Below are 16469 nucleotides of genomic sequence, written 5' to 3' on the forward strand. Positions count from 1 at the left end.
AAGCAATGAATATGCCCTAGCAGCCCCCATGCAAAAAGCCCTGCTGTAGAGCAGGGCTTTTATCAGTCAGGCTGATTAGCTACCAAACTATCTTTAACCGGCTGGAATGGTTTTGGCTTTCTTTGGCGTAAAGAAATAATAACATTCTCATCATCATTTTTTATGCCCATACTCTCCAGAACAGTCTCAATCCAGACAGATACTTCAGCATGGCACATTGTGCTAACCATAGCTGGCGTGATCATCGATTTAGCCAGCAGAATACACGCCTGTCGATAATTTTTATGTGCTATTGCATAATTACGGTGCTGTCCGCTTCCTCTGATGCCGCTGGGTCTGACTGGCCAGCGGCAATCGATTTTGAACGTAGAGCTTCCATACTGGTTAAAATTGACTGATAATCTTCTGAGGCAAGGTTGTGCAACAGAAATTCAACACTCAGGTTTTCGGCATCAATACCAGAAACTTCTAATTGTTGTGCCCAATAAGCCAGTGTGGTTAAAATGGCTTTTTTAGCCCCTGATACCTCTTCAATCAAACCAGTTTCTTCCAGTACTTCCAGTGCTTTGAGTTCATCTGCCAAAGTCAATGGCTTAACAGTATAATCAAAATACATCTGGCCATTGTACGCCAGACCATAAACCAGTTTTCCAGTCTCTTTTAACATTATTCTACCACTTTATCCAGTGCAAACATTTCAATATCACGACGTGCTTCATTTTCTACACTGTATTCTTCCGAGCATTTAGTGCTGGTGCAACCTATATAGCTGATGCGTGCTTCATCGGCATTACGGGGATAAATAGTAATTTTTGCATTAGTAATATTGTCCCAGTCAATGCCACTTTCATCCAGTGGAATGGCTGCACTCACACTCATCGTATATTCGGTTACGCCATCTGCATAACCACGTACCTTGCCGGATTTATTCATGGTTTTAACCACCTTACGTCCGGTAGTTACTTCCGGTTTGAAGCTGATGATTTCAACCTCACGACCATTTACTTCCATTATTACCGCACCGGCATATTTAGCGCCTGTTTTATTTGCCATATTTTTTCCTTTCAATAGACAAGGTGTTAACCTTAAACTAACACCTTATATGATTAATTTATAAATACAGATCCACACGCGCAGCCAACACATGCAATCCGTTGACTACATCAGCAGGAATAACCGCATCCAAGCGGTTTGGATCATTTGGATTTCGCTGTACAATCAGTTTGTCTTTATTTTCCAGAACTGCTTCAAGAATCTCAGCATTTTCACACTGATACAATACATCCAGAATTTCTGAGCGTACTTTTAGCGGAGTACGTTCTGAGAGCTTCTCACGCGGAAAACGCAGGGCAATGCGCTGATTAACAGCATCGCGTACATAGTCAAGTGTGCGAATTGTTGTGATATCCAGTAAAGCCGGATCATCTGTACCCGTAGCATTTTTCACATAGGTAGATACAGCACGCATAATCTGCACACGATTGTTTACAATCTGCAAAGGCGTTAGCCCGTTATATAGCGCACTATTAAACTCAGCAAACAACGGCCAATTGGCATCAGTTGTTTTTCTCAGCCCTTTGATTTCCAGTGTATTGAGTGGACGAGCCGGGTCAGTTTCACCAGCAATTACTGCCGCATAGCCTGCTGCAATAATGGCATTGCCTTCCATAGCATTTTTATACCAGGCTATGGTAATGCGGCCACTATTGATATCTTTAGCAAAGGCAGTGCCTGTACTGAGCGTACCGCGCCAGCCCATTACACCGATACAACCACGTTTTTCAATTGCATTAGATACCAGATCAATATGATCAGACAATTTTCTGGCATTTAAACTATCGGTAAAAGCATTACAGATAATATGGTAATGTTTGCCAGCTACCTGCTCAAGAGCAGGACCGATATCCTGATCCCCATAACCACCTTGAAATGGCTTGATATCCAGAGAAACGTCGGCCAGACTAACATTTTCTGCACTAAAAGATGCCAATAAGGCAATTTCATTACCAATCGATCCAGAATTTCTGGCTGTGAGTTTGATTGTATAACCATCAGCCTCAGCTACTGCCAGCGTATTTGCGCTATTGATAATATCAACCATTCTATCGATAATATTTAAAGTATCATCATTACTGCTTACTGTAATTTGGCAGTCAATTCCACCAATAGTTATGGTTAGAATACCAGAATTATTAAGCGAATTTGCAAAGACTACAGATACACTTGCGGTGGCAGCAGTACTTTGTCCTACATCATTAACACCAATTATGGTTAAATCCAGATAGGGATTATTCACAAATGCCTGTTTGACACAATGATAAGCCCAAGAACCATGCCCAAACAAAGTAGCGGCATCAGCATCACTGAATAATTGTACTGGTGTCAGTGCTGGCTGCTTACCCTCAGGCAACATAGGTGCAATCAGCAACATTTTTTGGGGATTAGCTGGCAAGCCTCTTACGGCAGTACGCGTATTGAATTCAATATACCGGCCTGGTACACGAATATCATTGCGCACAGTATCAAACTGAATATTATCAATCATTCCTTTACTCCTGTTTCATTATTTAAATTTTCTGCGACCATGGTTAAGTCACCATCAGTTACCGAACAGTGGTAATAAAGACTGTCTGGAACCTTAACCGTGTTATTAGTTATATAAGAATTAGCGCGATTTTCCTTTGGCACGCGTAAACCATCTGCTACTTGAACTAGCATTTTCTCTTTCATATTCGATGGTTACGAATCAGTCTTGTATATTTTATTTTTTATATTCAATACTCAAAGAATCAAATTGTGCTGGCACTTCAGATTGCTTGCCTTTAAACAGACTGAATAAATAATCTGGATTATCTACATCAGTGGTGTATTCTGGATAATGATCACTTTCAAGCCCATAAATATCACACGCGGCTTCAAATTCAACCACGACTATATCTAAATTATCTGGTGGAGAGATAAACAGAGGACGTACTGTCTTAGGCTGTAAACCAAAACTGTTTAATTCTTCATGTAACCTCTGACCAGCAAGCAGACGTAAAACCGCATAAACCAGATTATTTATATCCGCATTTGGATTAGACGGCACATCTGTAAGACGATTACATATACAAACCACATAGAGTCCGGCACTCAGTTCGAATCGTAGCCGTTCAGAACCTTTGGCTTTTACCTGTGCCTGATTAAAGGTTAATAAAATAGCCGGTTTTTTTCTTATTTTGGTTAAGACCTCTTTATTTTCCAGCCCACCGAAATACAAACTAACCTCATTAACCATCGAGCCCAGCCCTTGTTTCAGGCGTGTGATGATTTCACTTTGGATTTTGTTTAGCACAGCTAATTTATTTACTCCTTTCTTTAAATTATTTATTTAATATAATTTGTATAAATGTAATTTATTTTTGTTTTACCCTGATTTATATTGTTTTAATACAGACTAATCTGAGTAATTGCTTATAATAAGTTACGTAGTTATACAATTTCACTTTAACGAAAAATAAATTTCTCTGGCTGCCCAGATATCTATTTAAATACTTAAATTCGGATGTAAACTGCACTGTAATAACAGATTCTCAATAACAGGAACCTGCCTTCCTGAGACTTTAATACACTAAGGCAAGCAATAGGTGCTTGCCTGTAAATGATGATTTATTATTTAAATATTAAATTGTGCGTGCTTCTTCCCATATTTCAAATACATGATCTGGTTGAATTTGTAAAATGCCGGTCAGAAAATTCCACCATAATTCATTTGCCAATGAAAAAGCTTGCGTTTCCAGAATGTAATTACGAATTTTGATTGATTCTATACCTGTCATGGCCTTTTCAACAGCTTCAATCAAGGCGTCTTTCTTTGTACCCAAGCTGATTTCCAGCTGAGAAAGCATTTGCATGCGAGACAAAGTACCGGTAGTACTGCGTTTATTCTGTAAGCGTAACTGTGCAGCATCAGCTTTTTCTACCCAGCTATTCGCTTTCTCTGACCATTGATGATAAATATCAGGGCAAGGCATGGTGGTCACAGTAGCAGGTAATACGCCCGGTTCATCGATTGTTACTACTTCGCCTGTTTCCTTGCTGTATACCGTTTCGCCTCGATGGTCTTCGATATACTGCCAGTTATCGCCAGCCCACTGTGCAATAAAGCCTTTTTTAGACACCGGTTCTTCAGCCTGAATACACAGTCTGGGAATCAGATAATGGCCGTTATTTTCCAGAGGATCCAAATCTGCTGTAGTCATACCAACAAAGTAGTTGTTTTCATCTAGTTGGCATACAGGGATAGAGGGAGCGTATTTTTTCATTTTTAATCCTTAAATTTTAATACAGGCTAATAATGCAATATTGCGTGGACGATTTTCGTTTGCCGTAGGTACAACCCTACTGGCATCAAAACCAAAGTCATCCGTCATATTTATTTTACCATCCGCCCTAGCGTCCACTGCATCCCGCGTACCATTATCAAAAAATGGACCACTAAAGCTATCAAAATACACTTGCCCACCACTACAATAACCTTTAATATTTCTAATCGCATCTCCTTGTTCACTACCAAATATTCTTCCAGAATCTATATTTTTTCCGTCATCCCAAGCCCTAAGAAAATAACCTCTTAAATCTGGTAAATTAAATGTGGTTTTACCATCTCCTGCACCAAATCTAGTGCCAATGCTTGCAAATAGATTGGCATATAGTGTACGGGATACAGCTGCACCATTGGCTTTTAACCAGCCGACCGGAGCAGAAGTCATGGCAAAATACTGTACTGCACCAGCAGGAGTAGCGTTAATATCCGTACTACCATCAAATGGCACACCATTGATTGTACGTACTGTTTTCAATCTCGATGCTGTTTCAGCATTGCCGGACGTATCCTGATTCCCGCGCTTGTTCACTCCAGGTAAATCAATATCTGCCGAACCATCGAATTCTACACCACCCACTTTTCTGGCATCGCTTAGTCTATCAGCAGTGTTTGCTCTTTTAGCCAGCTCCGCATTTGCAGCCGTAGCTGATTTATCCAGTTTATTGTCCTTTAACCATTTAGTTCGGTTGGCCAGCTGGCGAGTGGGTACATTATCGATACCATTTTCACCCCCCAATACCGGATCGGATGTTTCCCATTGATAAATGCCCTCTTCCCAGAACGAAGTTTCTTTTAAATTTGCCATTAAATCATTCCTTTGTTAAACAAAGTTTCTTTTAAATCTGCCATTAAGCAGTTCCTTTAGTAAATGAGTCATCACACTCCACCACTTCATTGTGCTGCAATAGCACCTAGCTGGATTTGATGATATGCTTTCACTATCAACAACAAAGAAAGATAGTAAAATATGAAACAAGTTCTATTTATTTTATGTTGCTGTATGTCTTTATCTGCTTGTGGAAGCAGTACAAGTGGTCTTCCACAAAACTGTCAGGATGTATTTAAGCGCTGGGATGAATTAATTGTTAAGCTTGAAGCTAACAGTAATATTCCCTCTTCCTATGTGCAGCAGGAAAAAGAGGAACGCTTACGTATGCTGAAGTTAGCTCGAAAAATTGAAACCCAAAAACAAGCAGGAATTTGCGAGTTTGCCAGACGTGCTGTTGATGAAAAATTGCAGGCATTAGCTTCGGGTCCTGATGGTCTTAACGAGCATATTAAAAAAATGGAAATAATGTATAACCGTAAATATGAATAAATTTAAAAGCACTCAATCTAATCTTTATTGAGTGCTCAAATTTATCACATAAATCCTGCTGCTTCATAAAGCGCAATTTGTACAGGAGACTTATAACCTACGGCTGCACTATTAACTACAGCACTGTACTGTCTATTGCCACGCAGAACGCCAATCCAGTCTGAGGCATGTGCATCAGCCGTATCTAATGCGACTTTTATAAGCTCAGCCCATGAACTATAAATTTTACTATAAAAAATCTCAAAAACTGCATGAACGCCGATCATAGCTGTAGAACCATCTCGGATTTTGGTGAGCACCTCATCCATCAGGCGAATTACATCATCGCTTATATTCTCGATACTGTTACACTGCATCGAACCACTCCACAGCGTATTAATTATCATGACATATTCGGATTTCAATTGATTATTAATCATAATTTAACTCCTTTTCATTGTCTTGTAGAATTGAGCGAAAAACATTGTTTTCAAAAAAGAATTTAACGTACAGGATTTGTGTGTACTATTGGTTTTTAAGCTGCCTACCGAAGTAGAAGTCATTGCAAAACACTGTACTGCTTTCCCATTGATAAACGCCTTTGTCACAGAACAAAGTTTCTTTTAAACTTGCCATTAAGCAGTTCCTTTGTTAAACGAGCCATCGCGCTGTGCCAGTCCATTGTGTTGCAGCGGTACGGCGGTATAGTCCAGACTAGCCAGCACGCAGCGCGCCGGCGCAAAAGCAGCCAGCGTATGCCGCAATAAAGCGGCCTGTTGATTGGTAATCGGTCTATTCAGCAAAATACGGTAATGTGCCCAGTAAGTATTATGTCCATGCACATATAAACCGGAGCGCAGAATATTACCGTTGTGCTGTTGATGATTGAGTCCTTCAATAATGGTGATTTCACCAAAGCCGAGACGGCGAACAATTTCTCTGAGTGACCAAGGCGTGCCCTTGCTGCGATGCAGTTCGTATGCCCCTTTTATCAGTTTGCGTTTGGCCTGATCGCTTTCTGCCAACCAGTAACCATTTACACCAAGAATACAGTGGCTTTCAGCCTGCAGCTCAAGATGATCTGCTAGCACTAAATTTACCAGCCGTGGCATCAGCTGTGGCGTACTGATCAGTTCCAGACGCAAGCCCAGAGCAGCCAATGCCTGCATGCGCTGGTCTCGCTCAATTACTGTGGCATAAGTCAGCTTAGCCATCCACAGCCTCCTCTGCTATGGTGAGGTCTAAGTTAGTGCAGTGCGCCCATGTACCGGCTGCAACCGTAGTCAGTTCAAGTCCTGGCGTCGACACGTTATAGACACCATCAACCTTCAATAAAGACTGAATTACCAGTGGTACTACATCTACCCCTAACCGCTGCTCCCGACTGCTTTGATATTGCTGCCATGCAGCTTTAGCCGCAGCCAGTACCGCCTGAGCATCAGCACCAACAAACAAAGTTAATGTTGCCGCAACCTGATAATTGAAAATTTTTGGTGCACGTACAACTACCTGATCACATAACGGGCGTACACGCTCATTCGATAGTGCTGTCTGTACCTGATGAATCAGCTCCATTGAAGGCAGCCCGGTTTTAGTAAGTATGGTTACTGCCACTACACCACCTAAGGGCTTGCCCTCTTTATCCGTATCGTTAGTCACATAAACATCAATAATGTCCTGACTGACCTGACGGGTAAAATACTCATAAGCACCAACCGGACCGGCCACTGAAAACGATTCTGGTGCCAGTAGAATGCGTATCCGATAGGCATCATCACTTTCAACATCCACACCACCACTTGAAGTGGTGATATTGCTAACTTTGACCTCAGCAATATCAGACAGATGGTCTGCTAAAGTATTAATCTGCCCAGCTGACCAGCCATTTCCCACCACCCCAGTTGACTGACAGACAGCAACCAGCTCAATGCTGCTATTGGTAGCAGTAAGCAAACCTGCTTCAACAGTGGCAAATATCAGTGAATCTACAGTGACTCTGGTTCCTTTTGGAATCACCACCTGTTCTTTGCCGGCCAGTTTGGCCTGAAAACGCAACGTTGTTTGTGCCGGCTGTGCCTGCAAACGCGGGGTATGAACATCATCTCCGCATAAATCCAGCATCAGCCCAGTAGCGAAGCGCACATGCTGCTGCCGGTAAGCTTCATTGACCTGCTGCCGGGTGAGTGCCTCACGATAGGCATAGGTATTAATCAGCAAACGCTCAATATGCGCCGGCTGTAATACCTTGCCAGTACGATTTTGATAATCTGTTATCGTATCGGCCAGAATGGTTGCCAGATCATCTTCAACTATTTTTACATCCGCCCGCGCGAGCTTAGTTAAATCTGTCATTTACGTACCAATCCAATATCTGTTTGATAAATTTCACCAGCTACCTCCTCAGCTATACGCCAGTAGACTGTTATCGTTAAATTAGGTGCATGACCCGCAAAGCCAACTCTTTCCACTACCACACGCTTTTCCCATGTTTGAATGGCCAGAATCACCTCTCGCGTCACCCCGGGAATAAATACATCTTCGGGCATATCCAGATAATCCAGATGGCTGGAACCAAAAGTCGGGCGGGTTACATCGCTTCCCTTACGTGTCATCAGAATATTCAAAATACATTGATTTATATCATCAATGCCAGTCACAATATCGCAGCCACATTCCAGTGGTGCTAACTGCCAGTGGCGAGTGCGCGGTGTAATTGTCATAACGCTTTTCCAGTAATAAAAAATCCCTGCCATCAATGACAGGGATAAAAATAGGTTTGAATAAGCTGTTAGCAGAACATCAGTCTGGTGTACCAGTATGACCACCCGAAGTCAGGTCAGGATGAGTATGACTCTTAAGACTTTTACCATCTGCCACCACATCGCCACCTTTAACCTTAATCGTGCCAGCAATCGATGCGGCAGCACTGCCTCCGCCAGAACCAGCCATACCACCTTGATAGGTTAACTTTCCCTGTACCAGTAAACTGCCTGTAGCTGTAGTAGATGGAGCATCCAGCGTAATATCACTGGCTTTAACCAATACCGTATCTGCTTCAACCACCACGGTACCGCTGGTCTGAACACAAACCTCGCCACTTTTACGATCATGACTGATTACCGTACCATTACTAAACTGTTTCACCCACATATCATTGCTCTGTGCCGGTGCGGTATCACTCTGATTATACAAAGCACCCAGTACCACCCCACTCTCACCGCGGGCATCCAGAATACACGCTACCAGTTCACCCACATCTGGCAAAGAATAAAAACAATTCCCGCCAGCGGCAGCAGTGAGCATCGGCAACCAGTCTGTATGCATATTCTCCAGTGCCGGAATATTCACTTTAAGCATATGCCTGCCGGCATCAATGGCTTCCACAAGACCAAACTGTAAAGTTGCCCCAAATTCATACAGTTTCTGCATATTTTTCCCCCGTATCTGCATCATCAGCAATGTATTCAATCATGTTAATTTCCAGAGACGTGGTATAACCAGAACTACGGCTTAAGTTGTGGCCTGCCTGCTTAATCTGATAATTTCCCGACATTTTGCCATAACCGCTCAAGCGGATAATCTGGCCAGCCACCAGCTTCACATTGCCAAACAACTCCAGACTACCCGTTACCTGACACTGGCGCGCATCAGTAAGTGCAGCATCTGCACGTGCAGTGAGCTGCTGTTGTGATTCCCCTTTATTGGCCACAATTTTCAACATATCACCACTTGCGCTCAGCTTACTTTGTGCCCGCAATGGCTGCCCCTTTCGCTTGACCGTACGTACCTGTTTGGCTTTAGTATCATAACCACAAGCCATTACCTCGTCTGGAACACCTTTAAGCTGATCACGAAAACATGCAGACTCCACATCTTCCGGCAGCAATACCAGTACAGGTTCCTGTGCCGTTAATTCCGTATTGGCAATAAAGGCTAAAGTCTGGTCAACAATCTTAAAAGTATAGCCAAACTGCTTTGCCAACCGTGCCAGAAATTCCACATCACTTTCCTGATACTGAGTAATACGTTCAATCTCCAAATTGGCAATCGAATTTTTCAGCACCAGCTGCAATCTTGCCGCCACCTGCTGCACAACTTTTTCCAGAGTTGTTTTCTCATATGCTCTTGGCTGTAAAGTGCGGCTGGCACGGGTAATTCCCGTGGAAAGGGCTTTCAAAGTGATCACATTAGGTTTGAACGCATAATCAATATCAGCAATCTCAAAATTGCCCAGATTTACCATACCGGTAAACTGATCTCCCAGCATAAACGACAGCATATCGCCCTGATCCGGATACCAGCTTCGTAGCCATTTGCCATCGGTATCCTCAATCGATACCGACAGTTCATCCGACTGCTCGCCCAGATAATCCGTATAATTAATACTGAGCAAATAAGGCTTGATGGCCAGAGTAATATCTTTCTTTTCATAACCTATAGTGAAATCCGGCATCGTAACTGGATGAGTTCGCCCCAAACTGGACACCCCTGTCAGTAGGCTCAACGCATCCATGGTGGCATATCCTCCTGCGCTGTATGAGTATCCGATTGTATGACGGGGATCAGTACCGTCAGATTGGCAGCAAACTGTTCAGCCAGTGGTAAATGCGGATTAGCAGCAATCAGCCGGTCAAGCATCGTGGCATCACCATAATATTTCTGTGCAATCAAATCCCAGCGATCCCCTTCACAGGTCTGGTATTGCAAAACTGAATCAACCATAATCAGGCCTCATCCTTTCTGGCAGCCAGCCATGCCGTTAACGACTGAGCACCGGTAGTTGCATTGCTAATACTGTCCTCTACCATGGATAACAGTTTTTCACTATTATCCAGCCAGTCTCCCCACTCACCACTGTCATAGCCACTTTGTATCAAATTCACACATTCTGTCAGCTGATGCGCAGCCTGACCGGTATATGACAGAAAATCTGCCGCACCGGACAGATCACCAAACCATGCACCAACCTCGGGCAAAGTATTCAGCTTACTTAGCGTTTGTCCGCCAACAGACAGCGCATCGGCAATCATACCCAGCCAGCCAGAAGTATCATGTTGCACAGTACGCGCACGCGTGATCAGGTTCTGAATCTCAGTAACATTTTCTTCTACGGCATGATAAATACGTACCCCTGTCTGTACCGCCGCCGCAACCTTGTTAACAACCCCTTTAATCGAATCCGGCATAAAAGAAAGCAGCGGATTCTGACCCTTCATGATGCCCGGCGTTGGTAACGGATTATTCGGATCACCTACAAACTCAAGCAGCTCAACACTGATTTCACGCGCGGCAGTACGTCCCTGTGCATCCTGAATCAAAGTAGTACTACTCAACTGCTGAATCACAAACCAGCCAACAAAACGACCCGAGCCAAACACCAGCGCCAGAGCCTGCTGTGCTTCCTTGGCCTGAATCAATGCAGTATAGGCACTATCCGGATTACTCAGCTTCCAGTGCAGCAACATACCAAAACGGATGGTAGTCAAATCATTGCCGGTAGCCTGTAGGCGCGGACGACCGGCCAATACATCATGTTTAGCAAAAACAGCACCATGCGTTTCTTCATAACTGTTGAAACTATCCAACACTTCAAAGCGAATATCTCCTAGCATTGCATACATCAGTAACTCCTTAACTCTTTTGCCTGCATCATGCGCCGGTACATCTGTTCAAATTCGCGCTGACTCAATGCCAAAGCCTGCTGAATCACCGAACGGTCTGCGTTGCCGTTAACCTGAATAGTCGGATTAAAATTAATGGTTACTGCACTGGAATCATGTCCTGCCGGATAGCGATTCTGGGCAAATTCTGCTGCATTTAGCTGCATTTTTTCATTAAGCTGAGCAGTCAACGTACCAGAACGACTTTTGAATTTCTGCTGTAAGCGCTCAGCAACCAGACCGATTGCTGTAACCGGTTTATCTGCCCCGAGATCAAGCCCCAGATGCATACCTTCCATCAGCGAACCGCCTATGCTTTTAAATACACGGCTAGGTGAATTAATCCCCAATACAGATTTAGCCTTATTAATAATCTTACTGGCGAACTCACCTACTGCATTAACTGCCCTACTGATACCCTCAGTAAAACTTTTAACCAGACTATCAATAATATTGCGTCCAAACTCACTGAATTTTGCAGGTAAATCCTTAAAAAATTTCATTCCTGCTTCAAATTTAGTTTTAACGGTATCCCATAAACCAATAAAAAAACTTTTAATTGGTTTCCAGTACTTATAAATCAGAAAAGCAGCTGCACCAATTGCCAGTGCAACCAGCCCTATAGGCGTCATCAGAAAAGCCCGTCCTACAGCTATAATTCCCTGACGTAGCAGATTCAACACAATACGGCCTTTACCCAATGCACTGAAACCCCTGCCCAGACTGGAAAAAACCCTAAACAAAGGTTTTACTACCTTGGTAATCAGGCCAAATGACTGCACAATTTTCTTAATTGGCGCAATGGCAGTACGCCCTATAGTGGAAAATGCCTTTTGCAATAAACCCAGTGCAGAGCGCCCCTTATTGAACACCTTAAAATTCTTGCCCACACCAGCCAGCCTGCTGCCAAAAGACAACAGCTTCTGGCGCAATGAACCGGCAGATTTTCCCACAGAGGTAATAGCAGAACGTAAACGCTGAAATACCGAACCACCCTGCTTCAGGTCACGCGCAAGCTGAAAACGGGCAAAAATAGTACGCAATAGCGCCAGCGGACCAGTAACCATGGTAATAGCATAACGAACCAACAGCAGCGTCATCCGTAACCCAGTCAAACTTACACCGAAAGCCACCACAGATTTAATCAGCGTGGGATGCTTCTGAATAAAAGGCAATACCGTATTGAGCAGCACATCTTTGGCTACCTGAGCAAAAGTATTAATATCAGGTGCCAGCGTGGCACCAAAAGCATTGCCTACCTCAATCACTGCATCGTGTAAATTATCCATACTGACAGCAAGTGTATTAACCTGAAGCTGAGCTCGCTGATCCAGCGAAGGCTGATTACCCATTCGGGTTTGCATAGTGACAAAACCGGCACCTCCTCCCTGAGCTGCGGCAGTGGCAATCTGTCCACCTTGCTTACCGAATACCGCATCCATCATATTCAATGCAGCACGGTCACCATATTTAGCCTTAACTTTATTAAAATTCGCTTCCAGCTCACCTACAACCACATGCATATCTTTAAGTGAGCCGTCTTTATCAAATAAATTAAACACCACACCAGATTTTTGCATCATCTGGCGCATTTCAATACTCATTGCAGCAGTAGCCTGCTGCATGGCTTTTGGCCCCTGTGCCAGCCTGTCCAGAAATTCCCCCATACCGTCAGCCGCCGCAGACTTACCGACACCGCCGTGTATTGCCATCCCCTCCAGAGCATATATTTTCTGCTGATTCTGTAAACCGGTCAGATGCAACCTTTGTAAAGGTGAAGCCATAGCAGCCTGAGATTTTTCAATATCTTCCAGACTCAAACCCACAGAATGCGCAACCTTCTGCACAGCATCCAGACCAGCGGACAATTCCGTATCTTTCAGCTTATAAGTCTGCATCAACCCCTTGGCTACCGAAATATCCTCAATTTTCTTGCCAAATAACACATTAAAACTGGCAATTGTCCTCATCCCCCCCTGCAATACCGCATCATCAGACATATTGGCCAGCTTCATATTAGTAGCAAGGCGAGTATAATCATTTGTATTACCCTGCTGCTCAAGACCCAGTTGCATAGCGTGGGCATTAATCTGATTAAACCTGCCCATGCTGCCATCTTTCTGCATCATAGCCTGTTTCAGCCCAGTTTCCGCCGTTTCCCGTTCCATATGAATTTTCACCGATTTCTCAACCGGCTTCATCCAAGTTTTAAGGGTACTTTTGGTTTTCGCTAATTCCTCACCAATTTTCTTGCGCTGCCCCAGAATTTTGTTATGCCTGTCTACTGCCTCAGATAACCTATTCTGAGCACTAATTGCTTTCGCAGTTGCTGCAGACAAATTATCCAGAGATTGGATTTTCACAAGTAAACCCTGTACAGACCGCCCCATCTCCTCTATTTTTCTGGTTGCCACATCAATAGCAGAACCAAAGGCCTTAACAGAACGTTGTACCTCACCAAAATCAGAAACAAATCCACTATCCATAACGGCACCAATGTATTTCATCCAATAACTCAAGAGATACTGGAATTCACCCACTTATTATTTATTATTCATATAAACCATAACCGTTAACCCATCACCAGTTCACAGCGTCTGCTGCAAACCAATACTGAATTAACGGTACTGTCACAACGGGCAGCAACCGCTTACAACTTACTGTATTTAGCCTTAATCTGTCGGTTAGCCTGTTGCTGCCATTGTAAAATTTCATCCAGAGACATCTCATCAATATCTGCCGGAGAAAAACCAAACCACCACGCTAAATCCGCAGCAGCCTGATAAAAACCATCCCAATCAGTGAGCACCCAGACAAAACTGACGCACCAGCGTGTAGTCCTCCCACGACAGCTCATCAAAATCTTCACTTTGCAGGCCTGAAGCCATAGCCAAACAATGAGCTTCCTGCAATACCGCATTATCCGGATACTGCTCAGCAGCACGTTTAAAATCCTTAACCCGTACCCGGCGCAGCGTTAGTTCCGTTACCACACCATTCGGCGTTTGCAGCGGTTCTGCCAGCTTAATAACCTTACCCGTACCTAATTGTTCTTGCAGCTGTTGCGCTTCAGTTTGTGCCATATCTATTCCTTGAATCATCAATAAATGCCGAAATCATTCAGCGTAAAAAAAGCATTTCAACCATAAAAAACGCCCACCCTGATCAACAGAGTGAGCATTTAACAACATCATCACCAATTGCAAATAACTACATACCGATATTTGCGCGCATCTGCGCCAGCATGTCCACACCATTTACCCGATACTGATTAGTAAACGCGTTGTAATACAAAACTTCACGGCCGGAAACCGTCTGATGAATTTCCGTAGCCTGAAAAGTACTGGCAAACTCAGCTTTTTCTTTTGGTTTATAAGTCCCTAAAGGATTCTTGCTGAACGTAGCCATCACCATCACCACCATCGGTACTTCCGCGGCCAGACCTGAGGCATTAAATGCCTGTACATTGGCACGTACCATCAACTGGCACGCCTTAAACGGGTTATAAACCTTAGTGAACACATCCGGATAAAAACTGTTCCAAGTAATTTCCCCTTCCAGCGCCTCAATACCGCTGGGCAGCTTTACCGAACCTACCAGCCCCAAACCCTTAGTTTCTGTCTGTCCAACAGAAATATCCGGTAATTTAAACTGACTGGCACGGCCTAACTGACTATTACCATTAACATAAACATTGGCATTATAAATTGCATTAAATTCTGTCATAACTGATTCCTAAGCGGCAGACTGATTACTAATCAAATTAGCCAGATAAGTACGGGTCATCACACTAGTATTAGTGATACGTTCTGCTGGCAGTTTAGGTGTATAGTCATACTTGATTGGTACCTGCCCTTTACTGAAAGCATCAGCCAGATCATAGTCATAATCCAGACTCACACTAAAACCAACAATACTCTTAAGCGTACCCAAATAAGTACGTACCGTACCTAGCAGACTGTCAATCAACGCATCATCAATAGGCAAATCAATATACTGCAACTGCGCACGTCGAATTGACTCATCAATCAAGTCACCAGTACGCTGAGCGGTTTCAAAATTCTTAATGTGCGTTACTGTCGGAAAACAGGCCAGACGGTTACCCCATAAGCGAAAGCCCGTACCATAGCTGTTAAATACCGTAGTAATCCCCTTCTCATTCAAGCGATTGGTTTCCGCCTGCGGGTCATCAATCCGTGCTGTCAGCGACACTTCCATACCGGTTACGCCCAAAAGCTCACGGTTGGAAATACTGAACCAGTAGCCCTGATTCACATCAGTTTTCATACGCAAACCGGCAGCATGCGTAGCCAAACTTTCCAGTTCGCCGCTGGAACCAGTAACATATGGATAAAATAACTGCGCGCGATCTGAAGAAGTCTGGAAATTAATATTTCCAAGCGAACCGCGTCCCTGAATTGCCTGCGCCAGTGTAGTGCCTTTCGGAGCCGCAATGTAGGCAATTGCTTCCAGCTTATCAGCCAGCGTTACCATCGCTGCGGCAACAGCCGCATCTGCATCATATTGCGGCACGATCACAATCTTCGCATCCGCACCCAGACGGGTAAAACCTTCAGTAAGCAGTTCCATGCCTTTGCGCTTACCGGTTGCCGCTTCATAGCCACCGATAATATCCGCTACCGTTACCTTGCTTGGATCAAGATAAGTATAGGAAATCGACACTTCCGCACGCGGCTGCGCAAAAGAAAACTCACCTGTTTCCTGATTCAGCGTGTAATCAGTGCCTTCAGACAAAGTCTGATTACCTGCCTGTACCGTAAAACCAGCCTGTATCGCCGGATGCGCTGTTTTTGCCATCAACGTATCACTGTCGATAACCAGAGCTTCAGAATCAACAACCGTTTTATGTTTGGCCGGATCCAGCACATTGACCACATAGGCCACACCAGACTGATAACGCGTCCAGATATTAGCCGCATCAGGCAAAGTAAAACCAGCTCCCGTTACCGAACCAAACTGACTAAAATCCTTAACTGTCTGACACACCGTCAATTCATTTACTGCACCAGACATACCCGTACCGACAATCGCCGTAATCGCCCCGTCCACGGTATAGACCGGACTACTGCCGCCATCAATACGGATTGTTTCAACACCATGCAAATAAGCTGCTGCCATGATGATT

At 43.9% G+C, this 16469-nt stretch carries 22 protein-coding genes; 1 reads left to right on the forward strand and 21 read right to left on the reverse strand.

Annotated elements, in window-relative coordinates:
• Positions 1–62: 62 nt before the first annotated feature.
• The 8 genes from MJ761_RS03885 to MJ761_RS03920 form a co-directional block, all read right to left on the reverse strand.
• Positions 63–245 carry a hypothetical protein gene (locus tag MJ761_RS03885; protein WP_093090219.1) on the reverse strand — a complete coding sequence of 61 codons (183 nt, stop codon included), beginning with the start codon at positions 243–245 and terminating at the stop codon, positions 63–65.
• 44 nt (positions 246–289) lie between these two features.
• Positions 290–667 carry a hypothetical protein gene (locus MJ761_RS03890; RefSeq protein ID WP_093090217.1) on the reverse strand — a complete coding sequence of 126 codons (378 nt, stop codon included), beginning with the start codon at positions 665–667 and terminating at the stop codon, positions 290–292.
• On the reverse strand, positions 667–1053 hold the full coding sequence (locus tag MJ761_RS03895; protein ID WP_093090215.1) for a phage tail protein: 387 nt from the start codon (positions 1051–1053) through the stop codon (positions 667–669). Before MJ761_RS03895 ends, MJ761_RS03890 begins: the two co-directional genes overlap by 1 nt.
• Positions 1054–1111: 58 nt before the next feature.
• Positions 1112–2542, reverse strand: coding sequence for a phage tail sheath subtilisin-like domain-containing protein (locus tag MJ761_RS03900; protein WP_176715027.1), 1431 nt, complete (start codon positions 2540–2542; stop codon positions 1112–1114).
• On the reverse strand, positions 2542–2730 hold the full coding sequence (locus MJ761_RS03905) for a DUF2635 domain-containing protein (protein WP_141683390.1): 189 nt from the start codon (positions 2728–2730) through the stop codon (positions 2542–2544). Before MJ761_RS03905 ends, MJ761_RS03900 begins: the two co-directional genes overlap by 1 nt.
• A 31-nt stretch (positions 2731–2761) precedes the next feature.
• Entirely contained in the window at positions 2762–3334 is a 573-nt protein-coding gene (locus MJ761_RS03910; RefSeq protein ID WP_176715011.1) for a phage protein Gp37, read from the reverse strand.
• 328 nt (positions 3335–3662) lie between these two features.
• Positions 3663–4304, reverse strand: a complete 642-nt coding sequence (locus MJ761_RS03915) for a hypothetical protein (RefSeq protein WP_093090209.1) — start codon at positions 4302–4304, stop codon at positions 3663–3665.
• Positions 4305–4313: 9 nt separating this feature from the next.
• Positions 4314–5171: a phage tail protein gene (locus MJ761_RS03920; protein ID WP_093090208.1), complete on the reverse strand. Its 858-nt coding sequence runs from the start codon at positions 5169–5171 to the stop codon at positions 4314–4316.
• 162 nt (positions 5172–5333) lie between these two features.
• Between MJ761_RS03920 and MJ761_RS03925 the strand changes: the two genes are divergently transcribed.
• Positions 5334–5684, forward strand: coding sequence for a hypothetical protein (locus tag MJ761_RS03925; RefSeq protein ID WP_141683389.1), 351 nt, complete (start codon positions 5334–5336; stop codon positions 5682–5684).
• A 44-nt stretch (positions 5685–5728) separates the two neighbouring features.
• Here MJ761_RS03925 and MJ761_RS03930 read toward each other — a convergent pair whose 3' ends face one another.
• From MJ761_RS03930 to MJ761_RS03990, 13 genes are all read right to left on the reverse strand, one after another.
• Entirely contained in the window at positions 5729–6103 is a 375-nt protein-coding gene (locus tag MJ761_RS03930; RefSeq protein WP_093090205.1) for a hypothetical protein, read from the reverse strand.
• A 195-nt stretch (positions 6104–6298) separates the two neighbouring features.
• Positions 6299–6877 (reverse strand): phage tail protein, encoded by a 579-nt coding sequence (locus MJ761_RS03935; protein ID WP_093090203.1) that lies wholly within the window; start codon positions 6875–6877, stop codon positions 6299–6301.
• On the reverse strand, positions 6870–8015 hold the full coding sequence (locus tag MJ761_RS03940) for a baseplate assembly protein (RefSeq protein WP_093090201.1): 1146 nt from the start codon (positions 8013–8015) through the stop codon (positions 6870–6872). Before MJ761_RS03940 ends, MJ761_RS03935 begins: the two co-directional genes overlap by 8 nt.
• The gene (locus tag MJ761_RS03945; RefSeq protein ID WP_093090199.1) at positions 8012–8383 is read right to left on the reverse strand and encodes a GPW/gp25 family protein; all 372 of its coding nucleotides are present in this window, start codon (positions 8381–8383) and stop codon (positions 8012–8014) included. The genes MJ761_RS03940 and MJ761_RS03945 overlap by 4 nt, the downstream gene beginning before the upstream one ends.
• 79 nt (positions 8384–8462) lie before the next feature.
• Complete coding sequence (locus MJ761_RS03950) at positions 8463–9092, reverse strand: phage baseplate assembly protein V (protein WP_093090196.1); 630 nt, start codon at positions 9090–9092, stop codon at positions 8463–8465.
• Entirely contained in the window at positions 9076–10176 is a 1101-nt protein-coding gene (locus tag MJ761_RS03955; protein ID WP_093090193.1) for a phage late control D family protein, read from the reverse strand. The genes MJ761_RS03950 and MJ761_RS03955 overlap by 17 nt, the downstream gene beginning before the upstream one ends.
• Positions 10164–10385 (reverse strand): tail protein X, encoded by a 222-nt coding sequence (locus MJ761_RS03960; RefSeq protein WP_093090190.1) that lies wholly within the window; start codon positions 10383–10385, stop codon positions 10164–10166. Before MJ761_RS03960 ends, MJ761_RS03955 begins: the two co-directional genes overlap by 13 nt.
• Before the next feature lie 2 nt (positions 10386–10387).
• Positions 10388–11284 carry a phage tail protein gene (locus MJ761_RS03965; RefSeq protein ID WP_093090188.1) on the reverse strand — a complete coding sequence of 299 codons (897 nt, stop codon included), beginning with the start codon at positions 11282–11284 and terminating at the stop codon, positions 10388–10390.
• Positions 11284–13809 (reverse strand): phage tail tape measure protein, encoded by a 2526-nt coding sequence (locus MJ761_RS03970; protein WP_218060179.1) that lies wholly within the window; start codon positions 13807–13809, stop codon positions 11284–11286. Before MJ761_RS03970 ends, MJ761_RS03965 begins: the two co-directional genes overlap by 1 nt.
• Positions 13810–13973: 164 nt before the next feature.
• Positions 13974–14132 carry a GpE family phage tail protein gene (locus MJ761_RS03975; RefSeq protein ID WP_239349862.1) on the reverse strand — a complete coding sequence of 53 codons (159 nt, stop codon included), beginning with the start codon at positions 14130–14132 and terminating at the stop codon, positions 13974–13976.
• Entirely contained in the window at positions 14122–14406 is a 285-nt protein-coding gene (locus MJ761_RS03980; RefSeq protein ID WP_176715010.1) for a phage tail assembly protein, read from the reverse strand. The genes MJ761_RS03975 and MJ761_RS03980 overlap by 11 nt, the downstream gene beginning before the upstream one ends.
• 127 nt (positions 14407–14533) lie before the next feature.
• Positions 14534–15049 (reverse strand): phage major tail tube protein, encoded by a 516-nt coding sequence (locus tag MJ761_RS03985; RefSeq protein WP_093090178.1) that lies wholly within the window; start codon positions 15047–15049, stop codon positions 14534–14536.
• 9 nt (positions 15050–15058) lie between these two features.
• On the reverse strand, positions 15059–16462 hold the full coding sequence (locus MJ761_RS03990) for a phage tail sheath family protein (protein WP_093090176.1): 1404 nt from the start codon (positions 16460–16462) through the stop codon (positions 15059–15061).
• Between the last annotated feature and the right edge of the window lie 7 nt (positions 16463–16469).

The sequence above is a fragment of the Snodgrassella communis genome, assembly GCF_914768045.1.
Taxonomy (GTDB): domain Bacteria; phylum Pseudomonadota; class Gammaproteobacteria; order Burkholderiales; family Neisseriaceae; genus Snodgrassella; species Snodgrassella communis.